This is a genomic window from Maritimimonas sp. 2205BS37-2 (assembly GCF_056591755.1).
In genome coordinates, this window is record NZ_JBWQOI010000002.1 from 1,010,799 (window position 1) to 1,036,594 (window position 25,796).

Below are 25,796 nucleotides of genomic sequence, written 5' to 3' on the forward strand. Positions count from 1 at the left end.
ACGAAAAGGTTGTTCTTATGTTAAAAGAAAGGTCAGAAAACAGTGAATTTACATAAACTTAAAGCAGGAATTTTTAATTAGAATTTAGCAAATTTTAAAATTTGAAGAAGAAATCTGATTAAAAACAGATGCTATCAATAAATAAGATACCTAAAAAGAAATAAACGATCCATTTAACCCATTCATAAACTTTAGAAAAATGTTAAAACAGGCGCTATAAGAAACCCTTAAAGTGCTTTCTTTCTATCGAACACCAGGAGTGAAATTACCAGGAGCATCTTGGGGCGCGTTTATTGTTTCGGCATCTCCGGAGTCATTCCAAATATTCCATTCTGAAAAAGTATATGTTGGATTGCCTTTTATGATAGAGGCTTTTCTATAAGCTCTTCCATCTTCGAATTCATGGTTTGTATTTGAACCGTCTTCACCGGTGACACCAAAGATGTCAACTACGGTTCCAAAAGGGTCGACCAACTCTAAATTATCATCACCATTAGAATCGGCAGGCCCACCAGATGAAGCAGCTAGGTCTGGCGCAAAACCAAATGTGGCTTCAAATTCAGAAGCATTGGCAGCGATCACAAAAGCTTGTCCTGAGTTTATACTAAAACCCGATAAATCTATAGTTGAAGAAACAGAAGTACTTGCGTTTGTATACCTTCTAACTTGCCAACCATTGAGATTAATCATTTCTCCTTCGCCATTATAAATTTCAATGAAACGAGCCTTACTATTATTATTTGGATCTGCTAACTCTGTAAAAAAGAGGTTGTTTTTAGGGACAATCACTATTCTATCATTATTTAAGTTTAAGTCATTTATTGTTCGTATTAAGAGCTGATATTCATTATCAAACTTAGTAAGCACACCTCTTATAGTTCCATTACCGTTAGGAACATCTAAATTGGAAAAATCTGAAAAAGCGCTAGTTCTAAAAATTAATGTATTACCGTTACCATCTTCAATAAGATGATTAGTGGCCGAACCACCAAGGTCATTTGAAATGTCATATAAAGTATTCCCTATAGCATCTTCTGTAAACTGAACATTATTAAATTCAATAAGTGTATTTAAATAATTATCTGAAATATTGTTAAAAGAAAGATTGTTTACTAAAGTTTCTTCACTAAGTACCTCACATGATTTTATAATGACCTTCTGAAAAGCTGGATACGTAATTCTACCTACCGTTTCTTGATTAAAATTATTGACAAATAAACTACCAATCTTTAATGCTCCATTATCAATTTCGGTGTATTGATTTTTAAGCTTAACGAACACTTTTCTCCCCGGGTTGTAAACAGTAAACAAATCGGTTTGATCTAAAGCTATGCTAAAGCCTAATGAACCATCTAAAGTTTGTAATGAGATAGTTTTAAAAAAATTTCCTTCCTGGTCGCTAGATGTTATATACCCTTCTATATAATCTACGCTTGAATATTTAACCGCATTATTTGAAGAAATATCTAAAATCTCTTGTACACTTTTTGTAGTGTTTATAGTGTTATTACAATCCTCTTTGGGAGGATCAAAGTCTTTTCCCTTAACACATGAATAAAAAGTACTATAAGTTAATAGGGTAAGGAAAAAGTAATTGAATTTATAGATGGTTTTCATAGCTCTGTAATTAGAAACTCAAGGTAAGATTTATAAAATATGCTCTTCCAAAGCCATACCAGTATTTGTTCCCAAAATTACGTTGACCATCTCCGTTTGCTGTATCCTCTATTAAACTAGCATAATTTGCAGTACGAGATTGTTCGTATCCTCCTGTTTGATAAATCGTTTCAAAAGCATTATTGATGCTCACAAATAGGCTGAAGTAATTATCATTAACTCTCCAAGATTTACCTCCAGTAAGATTTAATAAATAAAAACCATCAAGTTTTTCTTGTTCAAGTAATTTGTTAGCTAATGTTGTATCGATATCGTCAAAAGGAAGCCCCAATGGATCGTCAGGATTAATAAAGAAATCAGATGTTCTCTTGATAGTTGAAATATCTACATAAGAATTAGAAAGATAATTAGCAGTGGCGCTTATCCACCAGTATTTAGGATCGCGATATTCTACTCCTAAAGAATATGCTTGTTGTGGGCCATTTGCTACTCTTAAGTTTTTAATAGCCGCCTCGCCAAGATCTTTAAATCCGATATTATTAATGACCTCATCATTGAAACCTGTAGTATCAAAATTTATACTCACATTGGCATTATTACTATATATATGCTCGCCATAAGCAGCTACAAAAAATGTTTTTACCATTGGGTTTGCTTGATATTCAATTCCAATTTCAACTCCGGTATGCATTTTATCAATACCTGTAACCACTTCTTGAAAGAAATCAGAACCTGAACCTCCCTGAGCAAAAAAGAAATTAACATCTGTACCGTTTTCAAAGTTGGTAAGATATCCCGTTAATCGCGCTTTAATTTCTGATGATCGGAAAATATAACTAGCTTCTATTGAAGAGATTTTTTCACTATCGATGTCGTCTACAGTAATATTGTTTTCTCTTGAATTCACAAATGAGTTTCTAATTGTTGGTGCTTTAGTTAAATAGCCCGCATTAAGTAATAATAAATGCCGTCCGGTAATTTTGTAAGTTAATCCTCCTTTTATGCCAAAATTATTGAATGCTAACTTTTCACTTTTACCTAAAGAATTATTTTCGAAGCTTTCATTTAAGAATTTGCCAACTCTAAGATGTGTGGTGTTTGAATAAGAACCGCTTAAAAAGAAGTCGATGTTATTATAGCTAAACTGTAATTGAGCAAAAACATTTAATTGATCAGAATTAATATCATAATTGTATTTAATTTTATCATCAACACCCTTTTGATGATTTCCTAAAACATCATTTCTAGATGGACTACCATTTATAATAGTAAACTGATTTACGTCTGCATAATACTGTGCACCTAGTAGATCTATTGGAGTAGCAAAATTCTCTGAAATTAGCTTTTTATAAGTGCCGCCTATGTCTAAACGAATGTTTTTGCTTAATTCGGTATTTAGAGTGGCATTGAGTGTAAGCAATTTATCATCGGTTCGGTCTTCGTATAAAATATAACGTGCAGCGCCTCCATCAAAAATGTTAGCCGTGTTTCGGTTGGCATCATATAATGCGTTCCAATCTATTTGTGGTTTTTCAAGAATATTTGATAAATATCGCCAGTAATTGGGCAATGGATTAGGGGCATTTGAATAATCAAGCCTGCTTCTACCTTGCTTGCCAAATTGATACGCAACACTAGTTGTTACTGAGGTTTTATTACCTTCAAAAAAGTAATTAAACATTAATATGGGTTCTTCAATTTCGCGAACTCTTGAATTACGAAGATCTCCATCTTGGTCTCCCCAATAAGGATTATATTTTCTTCCTAACTCCTCAAAAACGCGTTCTGTAATTGCAGAAACTTGTCCTCTTCTATTTGGCGAAAACATAGCAACCACATTAATACTATGATTTTCACTTAGTTTATATTCTAAAGAACCAAAAGCACTATAGGCATCATAAAGTGTTCCATCAACAAAACCTTCATTACCCCATCGCCTTGAAGCAGAAAAAGAGTATGCTATCCCATTTTTTTGTAAGCCTGAACTATATGTTACCATTGTTCTCCCAGAATAAGTCTTGTTTGAATAAGAGCCAGAAATACGCAACCCCGGCCTATACTTTGAAGCTCTAGCGGTAATATTTGTAGCGCCTAAGATTCCTCCAAAGGTATAATCAGAAGGCGCTAAACCTGTAGTTAATTCTTGATTACGAGTAATATCATTTAGTCCACCCCAATTGTTCCATTGTGGCCTTCCATTAAATAGCTTATTCATGGAGATGCCATTGATTAGTACTGTAGCATTTTCTGAATCATAACTTCTAATTCTGAAAAAAGCTTGCCCAAAATCAAAAGCAGCTCTATTTTGAAACACGTCTCTAGATGATTGCAGTAAGCCAGTGGTATTTTCGGCCTTACCATTATCATAGTTGAGATCATCTTCTGTAAGTAAGATTAATCCACTACCTTCTTCTATCATTGAAAAATCAATAGATAAAAAGATGGTTCCTAAATCTACTTCTTTTCCCTCTTCTACTTTAATAAAGAAGTTCTGAATTTCATAACCGTTTAAGTGAAACTGTACAATTTGATCTCCTAAAGTGATGTTAGACAAAAGAAAATTTCCATTAACATCTGTTAATGTAGAAATAAGGGTTTTGTCTATAATTACTTTTACATTGTCAAGCGGCTGTTGTGACTCTGAGTCTACCACTTTTCCTTTAATAGAGCTCAAGGTTTGAGCTAAAGCTCCTGCAAAGAAGAAAACACCCAGTAGGGGTGTTATAACTTTTTTTTTCATAGCATTTTTAAATTAATTAAGCACAAAATTTTATGCGTAGCTAAAGTACAATTTTTAGCTATTGGTGTATATTAAGTTATCGTAAACAATGACTTTGGCTCAGAAATTGTTTTTACTTTTGCTAGTAATAAATAAATTTATGAGAGCACTAACTTTTTTACTTGTTTTTTTTAGCGTCATTACTCTTTTTGCTCAGAAAGAAGAAAAGCAATACGATATTAGAACCATTGCATTTTATAATGTTGAAAATCTGTTTGATACAATTAATGATCCTAAAAAAATGGATGATTACAGAACTCCAAATGGTAAAGACAAGTATACATCAGAGGTTTATTGGGATAAGATTGGCAAGCTCAGCAAGGTTTTAACAGAAATAGGGTCTGAGGAGGCTAAAGCGAGCCCAGCACTTATTGGAGTTTGTGAAGTAGAGAATAGAGCTGTGTTAGAGGATTTAGTGGGTTCGGAAAAAATGAAAGAGAAACATTACGGCATTGTGCATTACGATTCACCAGATGAAAGAGGTATAGATGTTGCTCTTCTTTATCAAAAAAAACATTTTAAACCTATTAGTCAATCAAAGCATAAATTACTTATATATAAAGATGATGGAGAACGCGATTATACGAGAGATCAATTATTGGTTTCTGGTTTATTAGATGGTGAATTAATACATTTGATTGTAAACCATTGGCCCTCAAGAAGAGGAGGAGAAGCTAAAAGCAGACCCTTAAGAATGGCTGCTGCAAGAATAAATGTCAAAATTATTGACTCACTTCAGCAAATCAATCCTAAGGCTAAAATAATCACCATGGGAGATTTCAATGACGACCCCAATAATCATAGCATCGAAAAGGTTTTAAATGCTAAAGAAAAGAAAGCCGATGTAAAACAACCAACAGGCTTGTACAACCCTATGGCTAATATGTTTAGAAGGGGCTTAAACACTTTAATTTATAGAGGGATTCTCAATTTGTTTGATCAAATTATATTTACACAACCTTTATTAGAGAAAGATTATACTTCTTATCGATTTTATAAGGCGGGTATTTATAACAAGCGTTATTTAATGAATCAAAAAGGAAAATATAAAGGCTATCCTTTTAGGAGTTATAGTTATGGCACCTATCAAGGAGGTTATAGCGATCATTTCCCTTCATATATTTATTTGATTAAGGAAAAAAAGTAAGGGCATAATTTTTGTGGTAAATGGTTTAATGAAAACAAAATTCTTAATCAAACTAGCCTTCTTATCTATTTCTATGTTAGGATTCTCCCAAGGCTATAAACAAGATTGGGTAACTTATGTTACCGAAAAAGAAAAGGGCCCTATGGTTATTACCACCAATATCTATTATAACTTTATGGGTAAACCTAATTATAAGAACTTATTAGTTGTTGGTACAAACACCAGGCATTGTAAAAAGAATGGCTATCCAGAAGAATTAGGTTTAGCAAAATTTTATATGTTCTCAGACTCTATTTCGAGTAAGCTAAGTAAACTAACAAAAAAGAGGTTGGTGGGGATTTTAACTTACCAGTGTTCTGGATTTGATGTTTATTATTTAAAAGACACTACAAATGTTAGAGACACCATTCAAAAGTTTTTAGACTATAATTATGCTTTTTCTAAAAATTATCTGCTTTTGAAACAAGATAAAAAATGGAGTCATTATAAAGAAAACCTTGTTCCTAAGGATTTTTCTGATGGCTTTTTTCTCAATCATGAATTCTTAAACCAACTGGTAATAGATGGTGATCAATTAAATAAGCCAAGAAAAGTTAATCATTGGATTAATTTTAAAAATGAGAAGAGAAGAAAACAATTTTTAGACCGAGCAAAAAAATTGGAATTTTCAGTAGATTCTTTAAAAGAAGAAAAAAGGGGTTATTATCGTTATAGAGCGGTAGTATCTCGTAAAGACTCGGTCAACCCAAAGAAAATTAAAGAACTCTCAGAGTTGTTTATAAAGATGGCAACTATTTTTTATGGTGACTATGGCGGTTGGGGCTCAGAACCGGTTACTGAAGATTAAGACAGGTTATATTTCATGAGCCAATCTGTTTGTTCATCATTACCTAACATATAAGGGTGTTTTCCGAATTTTTTGAACCCATGTCTTTCATAAAAACGTATGGCAGCATGATTATGTTCCCAAACACCTAACCACAAGAAAGCGACATTACTTTTTTTAGCAATATCAAGTACTTTAAAGAGTGCTTTTTGTCCAATTTTTTTCCCCTGTAGCTCTTTTAAAACATAAATGCGCTCTAATTCAATTGAAGTTTGAGTGAATTGTTCGTTTTGCGCGTCTTTTTCATTGAGCTTAATATAACCAACCAATGTTTTTTCAAAAAAAATAAAATAAAAAGTAGAATTAAGATTTTGAAGCTCAGATTTAATATTTTCTTCACTAAATGCCGAGGTTAAATATTCTTTAAAATCATTAGGATTATTATCTTTTTCAAAAGCATCAATAAACGTTACTTTAGAGATTTCCGTCAGTTTTTTATAATCTGAAGGCAAACATTTTATAAAAGAGACTTCCATAAGGTGAAACTAAAAAAGAATTACATTTGTTCTAAGCACTAAAAATAATCAATATGAAACAGTTAAAGATAATTCTTTCTACGCTGTTATTTTTCTCATTAACCATTTTAAATGCTCAAAAAGTAGCTTTTGCAGGAAAAGAGTATAAAATTAAAAGAGATAAGATTTTTCTGAATGGTGAAGATGTTACAAGTTCTTTTTCAACTTCAGAAAAAGAATCCATTTTTTTAAAATTGAAAGAGCTTAAGACTAGAAAAAAAGAGAATAAAAAAAATACTAAAAGACGGAAGAAAGAAGAAAAAAAGAAAGCTGAAGAAAAACTCAAAAAGCAGCGTAAAGACAATTACAAAAGTGCGCAAACACGTTTAGAGAAGGCTCAAAAGAGGTATGAAAAGCTAAAACGAAAAGGAAAACTTTCTCCTGACGACGAGAAGAAGTGGCAGAATAAGATTAAAAAACTTGAAGTTAAACTCCAAAAAGCGAAAAGAAAATTAAAATAGCCGTTGAAATATTTCTTCAACCTTTGAAGCTAAAATTACTTTAATTATATAATCTGACTTCGCTATTTTATTAAATTTTGAAACAATAATTGTTGAAAATCCTAACTTTTCGGCCTCTAAAATGCGCTGGTCAATTCGGTTTACAGGGCGTATTTCTCCAGCCAAACCAACTTCGGCAGCAAAACATAGATCTTGAGGAATAGCGATATCTTCATTTGATGATAAAATGGATGCTACTACAGCTAGATCAATTGCCGGATCATCTACTTTTATACCCCCAGCGATATTAAGAAATACATCTTTTGCACCCAATCTAAAACCAGCTCTTTTTTCAAGCACAGCTAAGATCATGTGTAGCCGTTTAATATTATAACCTGTAGCAGATCGTTGAGGAGTTCCGTAGACCGCTGTACTTACCAAGGCTTGTACTTCTATCATTAATGGACGCATTCCTTCTAAAGTGGCTCCAATAGCAGTACCACTTAATGACTCATCTTTTTCTGAAATTAATATTTCTGACGGATTTTCAACCTCTCTTAACCCCGCACTTTGCATTTCGTAAATGCCTAACTCGGCTGTGGATCCAAAACGATTTTTTTGTGCTCTGAGTATTCGATAAGTATGGTTTCTATCACCTTCAAATTGTAGTACTACATCAACCATATGCTCTAAGATTTTTGGACCGGCAATAGCTCCTTCTTTGGTTATGTGACCAATTAGAATAACTGGAGTTGCAGTTTCTTTAGCAAACTTTATGAGTTCGGCAGTTGTTTCTCGTATTTGCGAGATGCTGCCAGGCGAAGCATCAATATAATCAGTATGCAATGTTTGAATAGAGTCGATTACAACTACTTCTGGGTGCTCATCTTCTATAGATTTGAAAATGTTCTGTGTTTTAGTTTCCGTAAGCACAAAACAATTGGAACTTTCCTTATTTATTCGATCTGCTCGCATTTTAATTTGCGATTGACTTTCTTCACCAGAAACATACAATACTTTTTTAGTAATCGCTAGTGCTACTTGTAAAAGTAATGTTGATTTACCTATACCTGGTTCTCCGCCCAAAAGTGTGACAGACCCCCTTACTAATCCACCTCCAAGAACTCTATTTAATTCATTATTTTGAGTATGAATTCTATCTTCTTTGGTAATTGCCACCTTGCGGATTTCAATTGGTTTAGCTGCTTTTTTGACTGCTGAAGTTTGTTTCCAAGCTCTTTTTTCTTCTTTTTGTAGTACCTCTTCTACAATAGTATTCCATTCATTGCAAGCCGTACATTTACCTACCCATTTAGCGTATTGAGTACCACAGTTTTGGCAGAAAAAGGAAGTTTTGGTTTTAGGCATTTTTTAATTCCGTTAAATTCCCGTCAAAAACGGCATAGGTAAAATGTGTAATCCAATCACCAGTATTGATATAGGTAGACTTATCATTTAGCTTAATGGTCATTGGTAAATGACGATGGCCAAACAAAAAATAATCATAATGTTTGGTTTCTAATTTTCTTTTACAATACTGCACCAGCCATTCATTTTCTTCACCTAAGAATTTTGCATCTTCATCACCAGAGATCAATTTATTTTTAGTAGAAAGATAAACACCGAGTTTAATACCCCAATCTGGATGTAACCATCTATATAACCATTTTGATAATGGGTTTGTAAACACCTTTTTCATGCGCTTGTATCCTTTGTCACCAGGGCCTAATCCATCACCATGTCCAATAAGAAATACCTTATCATTAATGACAAACTCTTTATGTTTATGGTATACCGGAATTTCTAATTCAGTTTCAAAGTAATCGCGCATCCATAAATCGTGATTTCCCACAAAAAAATGAATATCAATGCCATTATCCTTTAGTTCAGCAAGTTTTCCTAAAACGCGTACAAATCCTTTAGGAACTACTGTTTTGTATTCAAACCAAAAGTCAAATAAATCTCCTAGCAAAAAAATAGTATGCGCATCCTGCTTGACAGCATCTAACCAAGCTACAAATTTCTTTTCACGCACCAAACTTTCAGCGTGATTCGGAATGCCCAAATGCTGATCAGAAGCGATATAAACTTTTTTATTAGCAGGTAGATTTATGGTCATCCTTTATTAAAGACGTTTAAGGCTTTTTGATATTCGTCTAAGTGTTGATCTGAAGCAAACCACTCAGCATATGAATTTTGTGTTTCGTACAATTTCAACGAATGCAATTTAACACTTTGTGGTAAATGTTGCTGAATTATGGATGCAAAATCAGCAATCATATTTTCACTCGTAGGTTGGTAATTAACCAATATAACTTTTGGCGAATGTTTTCTAATATCTTCGGCAAGATCAGCGTGTGGTGAGTTTTTGTTTAAGATGGTAGCATGGTCAAAAACATCAACTATTTGTGTTTTAACAATCTTCTTTAAATCGCCAAAGTCAAGCACCATTCCATTTTTTACATGCTTGGAGTCATTGATAGGGCTACCAATAACTGTAACATATAGTTGATAGCTGTGCCCATGTACGTTTTTGCATTTACCATCATAACCATACAAGGCATGTGCAGTTTCAAAATCAAAATGTTTGGTGATACGTATGATACTCATTTTCTCATTCTTTTTATCATTTCTAACGAAGGCGAGAAATCTCGAGGGATTCCTTGTCGTTCAATAATTTTGCTTTGCAAGAATGACAAGGCATTATATTATATTCAGAGCCTTACCTACTTTTGTGAATGCAGCAATCGCTTTGTCTAAATGTTCTTTTTCATGTGCGGCCGATAACTGTACTCTAATTCTGGCCTTTTCTCTAGGAACCACAGGAAAGAAGAAACCAATTACATAAATACCTTCTTTTAATAATTCATTGGCCATGGTCTGTGATAATTTAGCATCGTATAACATAACTGGAACAATTGCGGCATCCGCACCTACCAAATCAAAGCCGGCTTCTTCCATTCCTTTGCGGAAGTAATTTGTATTCCATTCTAATTTATCACGCAAAGATGTGTCATTTGCCAAGAGATCAAATACTTTTATAGAAGCACCTACAATAGCCGGAGCTAGCGAGTTTGAGAATAAATACGGTCTTGAGCGCTGACGTAGTATATCTATAACTTCTTTTTTAGCGGTAGTATACCCACCCATTGCACCTCCTAAAGCTTTTCCTAGAGTTCCGGTAACAATATCAACACGTTTTAATACATTTTTTAACTCTAATGTTCCTCTTCCGGTTTTACCGATAAAACCGGCCGCATGACATTCATCTACCATAACCATAGCATCATATTTATCAGCCAGATCACAAACCTTATCAAGATCAGCAACAATACCATCCATAGAAAACACACCATCTGTTACAATGATTTTAAAACGGGCTCCGGCTTCATTCGCTTCTTTTAACCGAGCCTCTAACTCTTCCATATTGTTATTTTCATAGCGATAGCGAGCCGCTTTACATAAACGAACACCATCAATGATCGAAGCATGATTTAAAGAGTCAGATATAATAGCATCTTCTTTGGTTAACAATGGTTCAAAAACGCCGCCATTGGCATCAAAACATGCTGCATATAAGATGGTATCTTCAAATCCGTAATAATCTGCGATCTTTTGTTCTAATTCTTTATGAATGTCTTGTGTACCACATATAAATCGAACGGACGACATACCAAAACCATGTGAATCCATAGCATCTTTTCCGGCTTGAATTACTTCTGGATGATTAGATAATCCGAGGTAATTGTTAGCACAAAAATTAATTACTTCCTCACCGGTTGAAATTTTAATTACCGCTTCTTGAGGCGATGTAATAATGCGCTCTTCTTTATATAGACCCGCATCTTTAATGCTCTGAATTTCATTTTTTAAATGTTGTTGTATGTTTCCGTACATTTTGTATGATAATTTTTTATAATTAAAATCTATAAATCTTCACAAAGGTAATTGAAATCTGACGATTAATTTCATAAGATAAATTAACTTTGTTGTTTCAAATTTTGAATATGACCAGAGATGAGCAATTAAAAGAACGATGGGAAAATTTAAAGTCAATTTTATCAGATCGTTTTGCAGATGGAGATGAATTAGATGTTGATGGAATAATTTATCTAATTGGCATTCAGGAATTAGGGCAAGGGTATCGGAAATTTAAAAAAGACGAAAAAGTGAATCTTATGCACATAGCAATCTGTCGTCTTTTAGAACCTCTGGGTTATTATGAGTTTGATTTTTTTGATGAAGATGGATGGCCACATTATAAGGTTAAAGAAGAGCTACCATTCTTAAAACCCGGAGAACAGAGTATTATGATGAAAGAGGCCATTGTAAACTACTTCTTGGAAAAAGAGGTGATCTAAGCATACCCCACTTAGTTAACACCCCGAGATTGTTATAGCAAAACCTCTAATTTAGTATCTTTGCTTATCTAACCTTAACCGCAGTTTTAATGACTAAAACGATTGCAGGATTTTCAAAATTCACCAAAAAGGAAAAAATCAATTGGCTGGCCAAAACATTTTTTACCAATGCTGAAACCGCAAAAAAAACGCTAAAGAAATATTGGAATAAAGATGAGCAATTACAGCAACTGCATGACGAATTTATAGAAAATACAATCTCTAATTTTTATTTACCCTATGGCGTAGCACCAAATTTCATTATTAATGGTGAAGAGTACGTTATTCCAATGGCTGTTGAAGAAAGCTCAGTAGTGGCTGCCGCCTCATTAGTAGCTAAATTTTGGAGTATCAGGGGAGGGTTTAAAACGCAGGTTATCTCTACAACTAAAATTGGCCAAGTGCATTTTATGTATAGTGGGAATATTGATGAATTAAAAGAATACTTTAGTCAAATTAAGCCACAATTGTTAGAAGCAACGGAAGCCATTACTAAAAACATGCGTAAACGAGGTGGAGGAATTTTAGATATTGAATTAAAAGATAAAACAGACAAATTAGATAATTATTACCAGCTTCATGTTGCCTTTGAAACTAAAGATAGTATGGGCGCTAATTTTATTAATTCATGCTTAGAGGCCATCGCAAAAACATTTAAGAAAAATGATGTAGAAATTGTAATGAGCATCTTATCAAATTATGTTCCTGAGTGCTTGGTAAGAGCGGAAGTTAGTTGCAGTATTGAAGAATTAGGTGAAAATCATGATGAATTTGCAAGAAAATTTCATCAGGCCGTTCAAATAGCGAAAGTAGAACCTTATCGAGCAGTAACACACAACAAAGGAATAATGAATGGTATTGATGCCGTTGTGTTAGCTACAGGCAATGACTTTAGAGCAGTAGAGGCTGGAGTACATGCATTTGCATCTCGAGATGGCCAATATAGAAGTTTAACACATTGCACAATCGATAAAGGCATTTTTAAATTCTGGATTGAAATTCCACTAGCTCTGGGTACAGTTGGGGGTCTTACATCATTACATCCCTTAGCAAGATTGTCTCTTGAAATGCTGCAAAAACCTTCAGCAAGGCAATTAATGCAAATTACTGCTGCAGTAGGATTAGCACAAAACTTTGCAGCATTAAGAGCGTTGGTAACCACAGGTATTCAAGAAGGGCATATGAAAATGCATTTGCAGAATATTCTAAATCAACTAGGAGCAAATGATGAAGAAAAACAACGATTAATCGAATATTTTAAGAAAAGACCTGTAACTCATAATGCAGTAGTAGAAGCATTTGAAAAAATTAAATCGAATGCCTAATCACTAGGGTCATGTATGGTTTTAACTAGAATATGCGGAGCTATTTCTTTTGGCTTTTATCTGTAAGCAAAAAAGAATATAAACTTTTGAATCTAAAGAATTTTCCGCAAGAAATTTAATTACCGGTTACATCATTACAATTTTATTTATTGCTAATCTTTTTAATGTATAATTTGATACTATTATTTCATAAAAACATTCTATCTCGGCACATAGGCTTTTAGCAGTAAAGTTTTTATCTTTGGTCTCCTTCTTATAAAAAAGGAAATCAAAAGAAGTTTAATCATTAAAAATATAAAAATATGGCTTTTCAATTACCAGAATTAGGCTACGCATATGATGCTTTAGAACCAAATATAGATGCTCGAACAATGGAAATTCACCATTCTAAACATCACGCCGGCTATACGAATAAGTTAAATGCTGCTGTTGAAGGAACAGACCTTGACGGAAAATCAATAGAAGATATTTTAGGGAATTTAGATATGAGCAATGGAACCGTTCGTAATAATGGCGGCGGTTTTTACAATCACAGTTTATTTTGGAGTGTTATGAACCCAGAAGGTAAAGGATATTTGTCTGGAGAGCTAAAAGACGCTATTGAAAGTGCCTTTGGTTCGGTAGATGCCTTTAAAGACGCCTTTGCTAAGGCAGCGGCTACGCAGTTCGGCTCTGGCTGGGCATGGTTATGTGTTCATAAAGGAGGAAAAGTTGAAGTATGTGCAACACCAAATCAAGATAATCCATTAATGCCCGAGGTTGGTTGTGGCGGAACACCAATTTTAGGAATTGATGTTTGGGAGCATGCTTATTATTTAAATTACCAAAACAGAAGACCAGATTATATTCAAGCATTTTTTAATGTAATTAACTGGAATGAAGTAGAGCGTCGATACGCTGAATCTAAGTAAAAATGTCGCCCTGAGCACCGTCGAAGGGCTATTACAAATATGCTTTCCTAATTAAAGGAAACAAATGAAAACTGCCTGAAAAATTCATTTCAGGCAATTTTTCTTTTAACTAAATCTAATGAAGGGTAAATCTATTGCATTATTGGCCGCATTTATAGTTGCTATTATTTATGGTGTTAATTACACAATAGCCAAAGACGTAATGCCAATCTATATTAAGCCTTATGGATTTATTTTATTACGCGTTTTGGGCGCTGCGTTATTATTTTGGGCGCTAAGCTTATTTACGCAAAAACAAAAAGTAGACACATCAGATTTTGGAAGAATCTTTCTAGCAGCACTTTTTGGAGTATGTATCAATATGCTTGCTTTTTTTAAAGGACTAAGCTTAACTAGCCCAATTAATGCTTCGGTAATTATGGTGAATACTCCAATTTTGGTGTTGGTGCTTTCTGCCATTATCCTTAAAGAAAAAATAACTTTTGTTAAAGTATTAGGGATTATAGTAGGTTTAGCGGGAGCCATATTATTAATTGTTTACGGTAAAAGCTCAATAAAAGGAGATGATCCATTATTAGGAAACTCTCTAATTTTTGTAAACGCAACGTCGTATGGTCTGTACTTAATTATTGTTAAAAAACTAACACAAAAGTACAATGCGATTACACTTATTAAGTGGTTATATCTGTTTGGTCTAATCTTAGTGCTTCCGTTTGGTTTTGCCGAAATGCAAGAAATTACATGGAATGAGATTCCAAATGGCATATACTTTAACATTGGCTATGTAATAGTTTTTACTACCTTTTTTGCATATTTGTTAAATCTTTTTGCCCTTACAAGATTGCGTCCAACCACGTTGAGTGCTTTTATATATTTGCAACCACTTTTAGCCTCTAGTTACGCTTTATTAATGAAAAAAGACAGTTTAAATAGCGTAAAAATTATTGCAGCATTATTGATTTTTTTAGGTGTTTATCTTGTTACTAAGAGTAATGCAAAAAAAGAACTAAATAAGGCTTAACTAATTCGTGAAAATTTACAAATGATAATTTGATTAAATTAGCCTAATTTTTATAATATTTTATGATTCAATCGATGACAGGCTATGGTAAAACCATAGTACAATTACCCCAGAAAAAAGTAACTATAGAAGTCAAGTCACTCAATAGTAAAAATCTGGATCTAAACGTTCGAATACCAACGATTTATAAAGAAAAAGAATTGGATATTCGTAAATTATTATCAAAAGAACTGGTAAGAGGCAAGGTAGAACTATCTATTTATATTGAAATTACAGGAGAAGAAACAACTACCAAGATAAATAAAGAGGTTGTTAATAGCTATATAGACCAACTAAGAGGAATTGCTGTTACGAGTCCAGAAAACACGCTAGAAATAGCAATGCGATTACCAGATGCATTAAAAACAGAACGAGAGGAACTAGATGCTAAAGAGTGGGAGGTAATTTCAGACGGAATCAGTACTACAGTAGAGAAACTTAAGCACTATCGTAAAGATGAAGGCAAAACGTTAGAGGATGACTTTAAAATTAGGATTCAAACAATTCAAAAACTCTCTGAAGAAGTAATTGATTTGGATGAAGAACGCCTATCATATGTAAGACAAAGACTGCAAAAAGCGGTAGATGAGCTTAAAGAAGATATAGATCAAAACCGTTTTGAGCAAGAATTGATCTATTACTTAGAAAAATTAGATATTACCGAAGAAAAAGTTCGCTTGAAGAACCACTTAGAGTATTTTCTCGAAGAGCTCAACGGAAAGATCTCAAACGGTAAAAAATTAGGCTTTATAACTCAGGAAATTGGAAGGGAAATTAACACAACAGGTTCAAAATCTAATTATGCCCCAATGCAAAAAATAGTTGTGCAAATGAAGGACGAGCTAGAAAAGATAAAAGAACAATTATTAAACGTTTTATAGATTAAAACCACAATTTTTAAGCAATATCTACTAGTTTAAAACATACTATCTAGTATTTAATAGTATATAAGTTACTGATGTTTAAAATATTACAGCTTTAAATGAAAATAAAATACAACTGGTTCGTATTTTTTAACAAAAACATAAATTAAATAAAAACATTGACTAAACATAAAGGAAAATTGATCGTTTTTTCAGCGCCTTCAGGTTCAGGAAAAACAACAATCGTAAGGCACCTACTAGGGCTTGATTACTTGAATTTAGAATTTTCTATCTCGGCCACGTCACGAGAAAAACGAGGGAAGGAAAAAGAAGGGAAAGATTATTATTTTATTTCGGCAAGAACGTTTAAAGACAAAATTAAAAATGATGAGTTTTTAGAATGGGAAGAAGTCTATCGAGATAATTTTTATGGAACTTTAAAAAGTGAAGTGGAGCGTATTTGGGCGCAAGGCAAGCATGTAATATTTGATATAGATGTGGTTGGTGGTTTACGTATTAAGAAGAAATTTCCTGAAGAGACTTTAGCGGTTTTTGTTAAGCCTCCAAGTGTAGACGAATTAAAAATAAGGCTCAAAAAGCGGAGCACAGAGAGTGAAGATAAAATTAATATGCGAGTAGCTAAAGCTTCGGTTGAAATGGCTACGGCACCTCAGTTTGATAATATAATTAAGAATTACGACTTAGAGGTAGCGTTAAAGGAAGCTGAAGAACTTGTAGCTGATTTTGTTGAAGTTCAAAAACCCATAGAAAACAAAAAAGGGAAAGAATTATAATAATGAAGAATATTGGACTCTATTTTGGCACTTTTAACCCCATACATGTTGGCCATTTGGCAATCGCTAACCATATGGTTGAGTTTTCAAATCTTGATGAAGTATGGTTTATAGTTACACCACATAGTCCATTTAAGAAAAAAGCATCACTTTTAGATGACAATCACCGTTATCAATTAACTCAAATTGCTGTAGAAGATTACCCTAAACTTAAAGCTTCAAACATTGAGTTTAAATTGCCTCAGCCCAATTATACAGTAAATACGTTGGCACATATAACAGAAAGATACTCCAATGGTAGCTTTCATTTAATCATGGGAGAGGATAATTTAAAGTCATTTCATAAATGGAAGAATTATGAAACAATTCTGAAGCATCATGATGTTTATGTGTATCCTCGTATTTACAATGGGCGAGTAGCAGAGACGCAATTTGATACGCACCCCAAAGTACACAAAGTTGATGCTCCTATTATGGAAATTTCTGCCACGTTTATCCGAAAAGCCATTAAAGACAAAAAAAATATTAAACCACTATTGCCCTGTAATGTTTGGCAATATATTGATGAAATGAACTTCTATAAAAATTAACTTTTTTATAGGATTTTTGTCACAATTTTAACTCAAATATCCGTTGTATATTTGCTATTCGACTTATGGCAATAAAGAAGAAAAATAAGAATAAATTTAAAGAAAAACTCACCTTTAAATATCGGTTAGTAGTGCTAAACGAAGATACGTTTGAAGAACGGTTTTCGTTTAAGTTAAACCGACTGAATGTCTTTGTTTTAACAGGAATAAGTGCTATTCTATTAGTTGGTTTAACCGCTATTTTGATTGCTTTTACCCCATTAAGAGAATACATACCTGGTTATTCGTCATCCAAACTAAAAAAACAAGCTACAGATTTAGTTTATAAGGTAGATTCTTTAGAACAAGAGTTGGCGGTTAATGACATATATATTGAAAACATTCGTGAAGTTTTAACGGGTAAAATAAAAGATGTAAATGTTAATAAAGACTCTATTATGGAGCAATTGCGCATTGAAGATGCAAATCTTGCCCCATCGGTTGAAGATTCAATCTTTAGGCAAGAAGTTGAGCGCGAAGATCGATATAGCGTATTCGAAAAAGCAACTCGAAAGGCAGATTTAGTATTTTTCACACCGGTAAAAGGGCAGGTTACAGATAAGTATAACCCAAAAGAAAAGCATTTTGCGGTTGATGTTGCCGTTACTCAAAATACACCGGTGAAAGCGGCTGCAGATGGCACCGTAATTTTCACCGGATTCACCGCAGAAACGGGTTTCGTAATCATTTTAGAACACGCTAAGAACTTTATCACTGTTTATAAGCACAATTCAGCATTACATAAAGAACAAGGAGATTTAGTTAAATCAGGGGAAGTAATAGCAGATGCAGGCTCTACCGGAACACTTACTACCGGCCCTCACCTGCATTTTGAATTATGGAATGACGGTTATCCCGTAAACCCAATGAATTATATAGATTTTGAATAAATGAGTGTAAAATCAGTTTTTGCAGTTCCTTTTGCCAAACGTGTAAGAAAACGTATTTATAAATGGGCCAATAACCCAATAAAAACTCAAGAGAAAGTCTTCTCTAAGCTAATTTCACATGCGAAGAACACAGCTTTTGGTAAAGACCATGAATTTGCCTCGATCAAAACCTATGAAGACTTTAAAGTAAGAGTTCCAATTAATGATTATGAAGGATTAAAGCCATATGTTGATAGAATGGTCAGTGGTGAAGAAAATGTTCTTTGGAAAGGTAAACCGCTTTATTTTGCAAAAACTTCAGGAACTACATCGGGAGCAAAATACATACCAATTACTAAAGAATCAATGCCCACTCATATCAAGGCTGCTCGAAATGCCTTGTTAATGTATATTGCTGACAAGAATAATGCAGACTTTGTAGATGGCAAAATGATTTTTTTACAAGGAAGCCCGGTTTTAGAAGAAAAGAACGGAATTAAATTAGGAAGATTGAGTGGAATCGTAGCGCATTATGTACCAAAATATCTACAAAAAAATCGCTTACCGAGCTGGGAAACGAATTGCATTGAAGATTGGGATACTAAAGTTGATAAAATTGTTGAGGAAACATTAACGGAAAACATGACCATTATAAGTGGTATACCATCTTGGGTGCAGATGTATTTTGAAAAACTAATTGCGAAAACAGGAGAGTCGATCAGCGAGATTTTCCCCAATTTTGATTTCTTCGTGTATGGAGGAGTTAATTTTGAGCCATACAAGGCAAAATTTGAATCCTTAATAGGCAAAAAAATTGATTATGTTGAATTATATCCGGCTTCAGAAGGATTTATTGCGTTTCAAGATAGTCAACAAGAGAAAGGAATGCTTTTACAGTTAAAAAGCGGTATTTTCTATGAATTTATTCCAGCAGATGAGTTTTTTAGTGATAATCCAACCAGAGTTTCTTTAAAAGATGTAACGCTTGGAGTTAATTATGTAATCATTTTAAATACCAATGCCGGATTATGGGGATATAATATTGGCGATACCATCGAATTTACATCAGTAAAGCCCTATCGTATTAAGGTTACTGGGCGTATAAAACATTATATCTCGGCTTTTGGTGAACATGTAATTGGTAAAGAAGTTGAAAAAGCTCTCAATGAAGCGATACGCCTTTCTAATGCTCATGTAAGCGAGTTTACGGTTGCTCCACAAGTAAACCCTGAAGAAGGATTACCATATCATGAATGGTTCATAGAATTTGAAACAGAGCCAGAAGACTTAGATGAATTTGCCAAAAAAATAGATAAATCCATGCAAGAGCAGAATATTTATTATTTTGACTTAATTGAAGGAAAAATTTTACGTCCGTTGGTTATAAGTAAAATAAAAAAAGGTGGATTTCATGAATATATGAAGTCTATTGGTAAATTTGGAGGACAAAATAAAATTCCGCAATTATCTGACAATCGCAAAATCGCTAATGTTTTACAAAATTTTTTAGTTGAATGAAGGTCATTTCAGTAAATATAGGAGCACTTACCAAAGTGCAATGGAGAAAAAAGACCATTGAAACAGGTATTTTTAAATATCCGGTAGACCATCCAATTTTTTTGGACACGGAGAATGTTCGTGGTGATAAGATTGAAAACAGAATTCATCATGGCGGGATAGAGCAAGCGGTTTATGTTTATGGAGAACAACATTATAGCTATTGGAAAGAACTTTATCCAAGTCAAGACTGGAAATATGGCATGTTTGGTGAAAACATTACTATTTCTGATTTTGATGAAACCAAAATTCATGTTGGTTCGATTTACCAATTAGGAGAAACTAAAATTGAAGTAACCAAACCCCGTCAGCCTTGTATGAAACTAGGACTTCGCTTTAATAATCAAAAAATTGTGAAAGATTTTTGGCATTCTACAAAAAGTGGGATTTATTTTAAAATTCTACATACAGGGAACGTAAAAGTGGGAGATGAGCTTGTTCTTCTTGAAAATAAACCGGAGAATGCTACAATAGCTCAAGCTTACACCGCTAAAAGAATTCAAAAAGGAAAATAACCTTACTTTTTTAAACCTTTTTTGTTTTAACCAGTCAAAGAGAAAAATAAAAATCTGGAAAAATGAAAAAGTTATTAATAATTTTAGTTGGTTGTGCCATGTTATTACTAGGTAGTTCTTGTGTTGTACACACAAGGCCAGCTCATAATCACACGGTCGTTGTTAAAAAGGCACCAAGATACCATAAAGTAGTTGTAATAAAAGGGAAAAGATATTATACCTGGAATGGTAGATATTACAAAAAAACACGAAGAGGTTATGTGATAGTTAAAGTATAAAAAAAACCCAAGTTTTTAACTTGGGTTTTTTTACGTGTATAGTTTAAAGCCTTAGGTACATGTTTCCGTTAATCGTGTTTAATCGTAGTCTATTTTTACCAGTAGATGTTCTACCATATATTTTCTGACCTACATGACGATTTTTAGAAGTGAACTTCAACTTTTCATCGGCATAAATATCGCCATGAATAGTTTCGGCTACTAGATCCGCATTAATCATTTTGAGATCTATTTCACCATTAATGGTTTTTAAGTCTAAATTACCTGAATATTTCGCAATTTCAATATCGCCATTAATCAAATCAGCAGTGAAGCTTCCTTCAATTAGATCTGATTTTAGACTACCGTTGATACTACTTACTCTAAATTTTGCATTTTTCGGAATATACAACGTATAATTAAATTCATACCAATCTATTGAGTTATAAGAGTACCTTTTTTTACCAGAACTTTTTTTACGATCTTCCCAGAACTTTTTTAAAATAGTTTCTGTATCAGATTCTATACTTATTGTAGAACTATTTTTATTAATATCGATTTCATAAAGGTCTAAATATTTACCATCCAAGGTATAAACATCTGCTTTAAAATAAATAGTAGATTTATCCCATGTTTTTACCTCAATCTCTGAAGCGAATTTAACTTCCACATCGATATATTGATTGTTATAGTCAATATTCTTTTCAATTATTTTTTGTGCTTGTACAAAACCAATGGTTAGTATAAATAATAGTGCTAGTATATTTTTCATGACTTTTTATTTTTTTCTTAAATAAATGTTTCCGTTTGTGGTTTTAAGTTGAATATTTACGCCCCCATTATTGATTAAACCACTAACTTTTTTTGAAGCAATGGCGCGTAAACCATCCTTATCGGGCAATCTCAAATCGAAGTTAGTATAGATTTCACCATTAATGGTGCCTAAGGCAACATCTGCAGGAGTTTGCCCCGGTAAGGCGATATCTAAAGCGCCATTAGTAGAAAAGATTGTAATAGGAGAGTCTTGTGTAACCTTGTTGAAAGTAACTTCAATAGTTCCATTTAGTGTATTGGCTGTTAATGGCCCACTAACATTTTTAATAGCGATTCCTCCATTTAACTTGGCGGTGGCCTCAATTTCAGCTAAAAAACCGTCGATTTCAATATCGCCATGCCCATTGGTAATTACTGAAATATTTTGAGAAGCAGGTAAATAAATTTCAGAATGCTGAGATTTTCTAAGGTTTTTAACAATTAAGTTGTTTCCTTCCTTAACAACATAAAATCCTACATCTGTATTATCAGTACCGCTTTCACCAATCAGTTTTAACCCTTTTGCCCTTCTTGGCACCTCAGAATGGCTATCAGATTTAATTAATAGCTGACTCTTATTGTGTGTTTTTACGGTAACGTCTGCTTTAGACTCTATTTTTACCCACTGCACACCGTCTAATGAATGTGTATATTCTTGAGCATTTACTGCAAAGGCTAAAAGAAAAGCCAAATAAAAGAATTTAATTTTTTGCATAACTATTCGTTTTTTAATTTATATGATATTCGTTAATACTGTTTTAATTTCATCTTTAACAAATGATTGAGTTTCGTCTTGTTCAAGTAATTTTTGCATTGGTTTTAATGCTTTTTTTTCTTGAATTTTCACTAATGTTTTAATGATATTTATCTGTATTGTAGGGTCTTTTTCCGTTTCTAAGGCTTTGATAAACCCATCTTTAACGGTCTCTGAAGCGATGAAAACTTCCAATGCATTCACTGCGGTTAAACGCACATTTGTATTTTCATCATAAAGCATTCTTTTGACCAATGCATCTACTATTTCAGGATCTGGATTAGAAAATTCCTCGATATATTGAACCCCTTTTATTCTTTTGCTGGCGGATTGGTTTTCCATAAGAGTAAGCATAGTTTTTTGCTTAACATGTAAACCATCTTCTTTCAATTTGGCAACTTGTTGAGATTGTTGATAACGACCGAAGAAGAATGTGCTAATTAATAAAGCGAATCCGGCAGCATACTTTAAAAATGTTTTGTAATTATATCTGTTTTTTAGTGAGACAACTTTAGTCTGTTGATGCTTCTCATCTAAAAGAGCTTGTTCAAAACTCATTTTTAAACGTTCAGATGGAGTTTCGATCGGTTCTTCTTTTAAAACATCCAAAAACGCTTTCATTTCGGCCAGTTCGTTTTCACAAGATTCACATTTTTCAATATGCGCAGCAACTTGCGAATACTGTTCTTCAGTTAATTTATTTTCAATAAAATCAACTAGGCAATCTTTAATAGTATTACAATCCATTTTACTTTTTAATTAGGAGCAGTTTTAAAATAAATGTCTTTTAATTTTTTTAATGCTCTATGGGTTTTCACTTTAACTGCATTTTCGTTACTACCAATAATTTCTGCAATTTGTTGGTATTTTATTTCTTGAAAGCGATTCATAATGATCAATTCTCGATCTGAATGATTCAGGTGTGACAACGCTTTTTGTAAATGACTTAGTTCTTCGCTATTACCTTCATCAATTAGTTCTCCTTTATCTTTAAATTCATTAGCTTCAGCCAAATTTTCACGCTCTTTTTTTAACTTTTGATAATAGCTAGAAAAAATATTTCTCGCGGTAGTGAAAACCCAGGAAGCAAAATTTCCATTCTTATAAGAAGTCCTGTATTTTAAAATTTTTACAAAAACATCTTGCGTTAGGTCTTCACTTACCATTTTATTTTGGACCATTTTATTGAAATAATTAAATATGCGCACATGATACCTGTCAAACAAAACGGTCATAAGATCTAAGTTTCCTTTAGATACTTTTTGCATTAATTCCTCATCGGTTAAATGATTCAAACTATTGGTCATTTTGGTTAGTTTCTGTATTTAATACCAGACATTTTTGAAAAGGTTACATTTAAAAATAAAAAAACCTCGCAAATTTTGCGAGGCTTAAATTTTGTAATTGAAAAAAGATTATTATTTCTTTAATAAATCTCTAATCTCCGTTAAAAGCTCATTGTCAGATGGCCCAGAAGGAGCTTCTGGTTCAGCAGGTTTTTTAGTTTTATTGTATGCCTTTACAATTAAAAACATTACAAACCCTACAATGAGTAAGTTTACTAAAGTATTTATCCATGCTCCGTAGCGAATCGCATTCTCTGCTACATACCCTTCCTCTCCTTCTATTCCAGAAGTAGGGGTTAGTACGTATTTAAGGCTTGCAAAGTCCATTCCACCAGCAAACTGACCTACTATTGGCATTACAATGTCATTAACAAACCCGTTAACAACTAAGCCAACAGCACCAGCCATAATAACGGCAACGGCAAAGTCAATTACATTGCCCGTCATAATAAAATCTTTAAATTCTTTTAACATGTTTTTCGTTTATTTGGTTAATAATAAGCGCAATATAACAAAATTACTCCAACTATTTTATCACTCTTTTTACGCGTTGAGATATGGCGGTAAGTAATTCATACGAAATAGTATTTGCATTTTTTGCAAACTCATTGATCGTTTTTTGTGAGTCAAAAATAATCACTTCATCACCTTCATTACAATCAATATCGGTAATATTTACCATAATCATATCCATGCATACATTTCCAATTAAAGGGGCTTTTTTACCATTAATTTTAACGTAACTTTTCCCATTACCTAAACTTCTGTGAATGCCATCAGCATGGCCTAATGGAATCGTTGCCGTTTTCATATAATTCTTTGCCTTAAAGGCACGATTATAGCCAACACTTTCATTTGGTTCAATCCTATGAATTTGAGAGATAATAGATTTTAAGCTAAAAACATTTTGTAATTGGGAAGTAAACTTTTTCTCATTACCAAATCCATATAGACCTATTCCGCAACGAACCATATCAAACTGTGCTTCCTTAGCATAATTTAGCACGCCAGAAGTATTTAATTGATGCAGTAAAGGTTTATAGCCTATTTCTTTTTGAAATTGAACCGAGATTTTTTTAAAATTATTGATTTGATTAAGAGTGAATTCTTTTTCGGTTAAATCTTCACTGGCAGCCAAATGAGAGAATATTGACTCCACTTTCAAGGAGGAAGAGTTTTTTAATTTATCTATGATATAATCAAAGTCATTTTCCCAAAATCCTAGGCGATTTAAACCAGTATTGAACTTTATGTGAATAGGATAACGTTCAAGATGTTGTTTTTGAGCAATTTCTAAAAAAGCATTTAATACTCTTGTGTTGTACAAGCTGGGTTCAAGAGATTTCTCAATTAGAAGGTTGAAATTAATTGGTTGTGGGTGTAAGACCAAAATAGGGGATGCAACTCCAGCATTTCTTAAAGCTACCCCCTCATTAACATAAGCCACCGCGAAATAATCTACACCTAATTTTTCTAAATGCTTAGTAACTAAAATGGCATTACTACCATAGCCAAAAGCTTTAACAACAGCTAAAAACCGAGTACTAGATTTAATTTTTGATCTTAAAAAATGATAGTTATGCTCAAGAGCCTTGAGATCTATTTCTAAAATAGTTTCTTGAGCTTTAGACATAAATTTATTTTTCTCGGGGTGAAATTTCCTCTGGATCATTCACCTCTAACTGTTGCACTTTTTCTTGAAGCATAACCTTATAATAAGCTGCTCTGCTTAAAGGTTCATACTCTTCGGTTTCTCCTAAAAAAACCACATCATCATTTTTTACTTTTCGATGGCTATAGTGAGCAAGATTTCCGGTTTTAGTGCAAACAGCATGCACCTTAGTGACATATTCGGCAGTAGCCATTAGAGCAGGCATTGGGCCAAAAGGATTTCCTTTGAAATCCATATCCAATCCAGCAGCAATTACACGAATACCTCTATTAGCAAGGTCATTACAAACAGCAACAATTTCGTCATCAAAAAACTGAGCTTCATCAATACCAACAACATCCACATCATTTGCTAAAATTCGAATATTAGCTGCAGCAGGAACCGGGGTAGAGCGTATCTCATTCGAATCATGAGAAACTACTTTTTCATCGTCGTAACGTATATCTACAGCGGGTTTAAAAATCTCTACTTTTTGCTTCGCAAATTGCGCGCGCTTTAATCTCCTAATAAGCTCTTCGGTTTTACCTGAGAACATTGAACCGCAAATTACTTCTATCCAACCAAATTGTTCTGCGTGATTTACTGTATTTTCAAGAAACATTTTGTAATTTTCGGCGTTGAAAAGGTTAACTATACTGTTTTTGTAT

The 25,796-nt window shown here is 33.3% G+C and carries 28 protein-coding genes; 14 read left to right on the forward strand and 14 right to left on the reverse strand.

All coding sequences use genetic code 11. From position 1 onward, the window contains the following. Positions 1-243: 243 nt before the first annotated feature. A complete protein-coding gene (locus AC1EUU_RS11920) occupies positions 244-1,617 on the reverse strand; it encodes a DUF5689 domain-containing protein (RefSeq protein WP_480201650.1) in 1,374 nt (457 codons plus the stop codon). A gap of 10 nt (positions 1,618-1,627) precedes the next feature. Beyond that, positions 1,628-4,357, reverse strand: a complete 2,730-nt coding sequence (locus tag AC1EUU_RS11925) for a carboxypeptidase-like regulatory domain-containing protein (RefSeq protein ID WP_480201651.1) — start codon at positions 4,355-4,357, stop codon at positions 1,628-1,630. A 139-nt stretch (positions 4,358-4,496) separates the two neighbouring features. Here AC1EUU_RS11925 and AC1EUU_RS11930 point away from each other — a divergent pair, with 139 nt between their 5' ends. Next, on the forward strand, positions 4,497-5,543 hold the full coding sequence (locus tag AC1EUU_RS11930) for an endonuclease/exonuclease/phosphatase family protein (protein WP_480201652.1): 1,047 nt from the start codon (positions 4,497-4,499) through the stop codon (positions 5,541-5,543). Between the two features lie 28 nt (positions 5,544-5,571). Continuing rightward, complete coding sequence (locus tag AC1EUU_RS11935; RefSeq protein ID WP_480201653.1) at positions 5,572-6,390, forward strand: DUF695 domain-containing protein; 819 nt, start codon at positions 5,572-5,574, stop codon at positions 6,388-6,390. Here AC1EUU_RS11935 and AC1EUU_RS11940 read toward each other — a convergent pair. Further along, a complete protein-coding gene (locus AC1EUU_RS11940; RefSeq protein WP_480201654.1) occupies positions 6,387-6,905 on the reverse strand; it encodes a GNAT family N-acetyltransferase in 519 nt (172 codons plus the stop codon). The two genes, AC1EUU_RS11935 and AC1EUU_RS11940, sit on opposite strands and share 4 nt — an antisense overlap. 53 nt (positions 6,906-6,958) lie before the next feature. Here AC1EUU_RS11940 and AC1EUU_RS11945 point away from each other — a divergent pair, with 53 nt between their 5' ends. After that, positions 6,959-7,405 (forward strand): hypothetical protein, encoded by a 447-nt coding sequence (locus tag AC1EUU_RS11945; protein WP_480201655.1) that lies wholly within the window; start codon positions 6,959-6,961, stop codon positions 7,403-7,405. Here AC1EUU_RS11945 and radA read toward each other — a convergent pair. The 4 genes from radA to kbl form a co-directional block, all read right to left on the reverse strand. Further along, positions 7,397-8,752 (reverse strand): DNA repair protein RadA, encoded by a 1,356-nt coding sequence (radA, locus tag AC1EUU_RS11950; RefSeq protein ID WP_480201656.1) that lies wholly within the window; start codon positions 8,750-8,752, stop codon positions 7,397-7,399. The genes AC1EUU_RS11945 and radA overlap by 9 nt on opposite strands. Continuing rightward, positions 8,745-9,503: a UDP-2,3-diacylglucosamine diphosphatase gene (locus AC1EUU_RS11955; protein ID WP_480201657.1), complete on the reverse strand. Its 759-nt coding sequence runs from the start codon at positions 9,501-9,503 to the stop codon at positions 8,745-8,747. The genes radA and AC1EUU_RS11955 overlap by 8 nt, the downstream gene beginning before the upstream one ends. After that, positions 9,500-9,994: a 6-pyruvoyl trahydropterin synthase family protein gene (locus AC1EUU_RS11960; RefSeq protein ID WP_480201658.1), complete on the reverse strand. Its 495-nt coding sequence runs from the start codon at positions 9,992-9,994 to the stop codon at positions 9,500-9,502. Before AC1EUU_RS11960 ends, AC1EUU_RS11955 begins: the two co-directional genes overlap by 4 nt. Positions 9,995-10,087: 93 nt before the next feature. Continuing rightward, entirely contained in the window at positions 10,088-11,281 is a 1,194-nt protein-coding gene (gene kbl, locus AC1EUU_RS11965; protein ID WP_480201659.1) for a glycine C-acetyltransferase, read from the reverse strand. 110 nt (positions 11,282-11,391) lie between these two features. On the opposite strand from kbl, the gene AC1EUU_RS11970 reads away from it, so the two are divergent. The 11 genes from AC1EUU_RS11970 to AC1EUU_RS12020 all read left to right on the forward strand — a co-directional run bounded on the left by AC1EUU_RS11970 (position 11,392) and on the right by AC1EUU_RS12020 (position 20,585). After that, positions 11,392-11,745, forward strand: a complete 354-nt coding sequence (locus tag AC1EUU_RS11970; RefSeq protein WP_480201660.1) for a hypothetical protein — start codon at positions 11,392-11,394, stop codon at positions 11,743-11,745. 89 nt (positions 11,746-11,834) lie between these two features. Next, positions 11,835-13,109, forward strand: coding sequence for a hydroxymethylglutaryl-CoA reductase, degradative (locus AC1EUU_RS11975; RefSeq protein WP_480201661.1), 1,275 nt, complete (start codon positions 11,835-11,837; stop codon positions 13,107-13,109). Between the two features lie 302 nt (positions 13,110-13,411). Beyond that, positions 13,412-14,020 carry a superoxide dismutase gene (locus AC1EUU_RS11980; protein WP_480201662.1) on the forward strand — a complete coding sequence of 203 codons (609 nt, stop codon included), beginning with the start codon at positions 13,412-13,414 and terminating at the stop codon, positions 14,018-14,020. 118 nt (positions 14,021-14,138) lie between these two features. Then, on the forward strand, positions 14,139-15,041 hold the full coding sequence (locus AC1EUU_RS11985) for a DMT family transporter (RefSeq protein ID WP_480201663.1): 903 nt from the start codon (positions 14,139-14,141) through the stop codon (positions 15,039-15,041). 62 nt (positions 15,042-15,103) lie between these two features. Then, complete coding sequence (locus AC1EUU_RS11990; RefSeq protein ID WP_480201664.1) at positions 15,104-15,961, forward strand: YicC/YloC family endoribonuclease; 858 nt, start codon at positions 15,104-15,106, stop codon at positions 15,959-15,961. A 161-nt stretch (positions 15,962-16,122) separates the two neighbouring features. Continuing rightward, entirely contained in the window at positions 16,123-16,737 is a 615-nt protein-coding gene (gmk, locus tag AC1EUU_RS11995; RefSeq protein WP_480201665.1) for a guanylate kinase, read from the forward strand. A gap of 2 nt (positions 16,738-16,739) precedes the next feature. Further along, positions 16,740-17,327 (forward strand): nicotinate (nicotinamide) nucleotide adenylyltransferase, encoded by a 588-nt coding sequence (gene nadD, locus AC1EUU_RS12000; protein ID WP_480201666.1) that lies wholly within the window; start codon positions 16,740-16,742, stop codon positions 17,325-17,327. Positions 17,328-17,392: 65 nt separating this feature from the next. After that, on the forward strand, positions 17,393-18,256 hold the full coding sequence (locus tag AC1EUU_RS12005; RefSeq protein ID WP_480201667.1) for a M23 family metallopeptidase: 864 nt from the start codon (positions 17,393-17,395) through the stop codon (positions 18,254-18,256). Next, complete coding sequence (locus AC1EUU_RS12010; RefSeq protein ID WP_480201668.1) at positions 18,257-19,753, forward strand: GH3 auxin-responsive promoter family protein; 1,497 nt, start codon at positions 18,257-18,259, stop codon at positions 19,751-19,753. It abuts the gene before it with no gap. Continuing rightward, on the forward strand, positions 19,750-20,307 hold the full coding sequence (locus tag AC1EUU_RS12015) for an MOSC domain-containing protein (protein WP_480201669.1): 558 nt from the start codon (positions 19,750-19,752) through the stop codon (positions 20,305-20,307). The genes AC1EUU_RS12010 and AC1EUU_RS12015 overlap by 4 nt, the downstream gene beginning before the upstream one ends. A gap of 62 nt (positions 20,308-20,369) precedes the next feature. After that, entirely contained in the window at positions 20,370-20,585 is a 216-nt protein-coding gene (locus AC1EUU_RS12020) for a DUF6515 family protein (protein WP_480201670.1), read from the forward strand. A gap of 43 nt (positions 20,586-20,628) precedes the next feature. On the opposite strand, the gene AC1EUU_RS12025 is transcribed toward AC1EUU_RS12020, so the two are convergent. From AC1EUU_RS12025 to AC1EUU_RS12055, 7 genes are all read right to left on the reverse strand, one after another. After that, the gene (locus AC1EUU_RS12025; RefSeq protein WP_480201671.1) at positions 20,629-21,336 is read right to left on the reverse strand and encodes a DUF4097 family beta strand repeat-containing protein; all 708 of its coding nucleotides are present in this window, start codon (positions 21,334-21,336) and stop codon (positions 20,629-20,631) included. A 6-nt stretch (positions 21,337-21,342) separates the two neighbouring features. Next, positions 21,343-22,092, reverse strand: coding sequence for a DUF4097 family beta strand repeat-containing protein (locus AC1EUU_RS12030; RefSeq protein ID WP_480201672.1), 750 nt, complete (start codon positions 22,090-22,092; stop codon positions 21,343-21,345). 18 nt (positions 22,093-22,110) lie between these two features. Further along, positions 22,111-22,878, reverse strand: coding sequence for a HEAT repeat domain-containing protein (locus tag AC1EUU_RS12035; protein WP_480201673.1), 768 nt, complete (start codon positions 22,876-22,878; stop codon positions 22,111-22,113). Positions 22,879-22,886: 8 nt separating this feature from the next. Further along, entirely contained in the window at positions 22,887-23,438 is a 552-nt protein-coding gene (locus AC1EUU_RS12040; RefSeq protein ID WP_480201674.1) for an RNA polymerase sigma factor, read from the reverse strand. A 111-nt stretch (positions 23,439-23,549) separates the two neighbouring features. Continuing rightward, positions 23,550-23,951, reverse strand: coding sequence for a large conductance mechanosensitive channel protein MscL (gene mscL, locus AC1EUU_RS12045; RefSeq protein WP_480201675.1), 402 nt, complete (start codon positions 23,949-23,951; stop codon positions 23,550-23,552). A 52-nt stretch (positions 23,952-24,003) separates the two neighbouring features. Next, a complete protein-coding gene (gene alr, locus AC1EUU_RS12050; RefSeq protein WP_480201676.1) occupies positions 24,004-25,110 on the reverse strand; it encodes an alanine racemase in 1,107 nt (368 codons plus the stop codon). A gap of 4 nt (positions 25,111-25,114) precedes the next feature. Then, positions 25,115-25,750 (reverse strand): thymidine kinase, encoded by a 636-nt coding sequence (locus tag AC1EUU_RS12055; protein WP_480201677.1) that lies wholly within the window; start codon positions 25,748-25,750, stop codon positions 25,115-25,117. Positions 25,751-25,796: the final 46 nt, after the last annotated feature.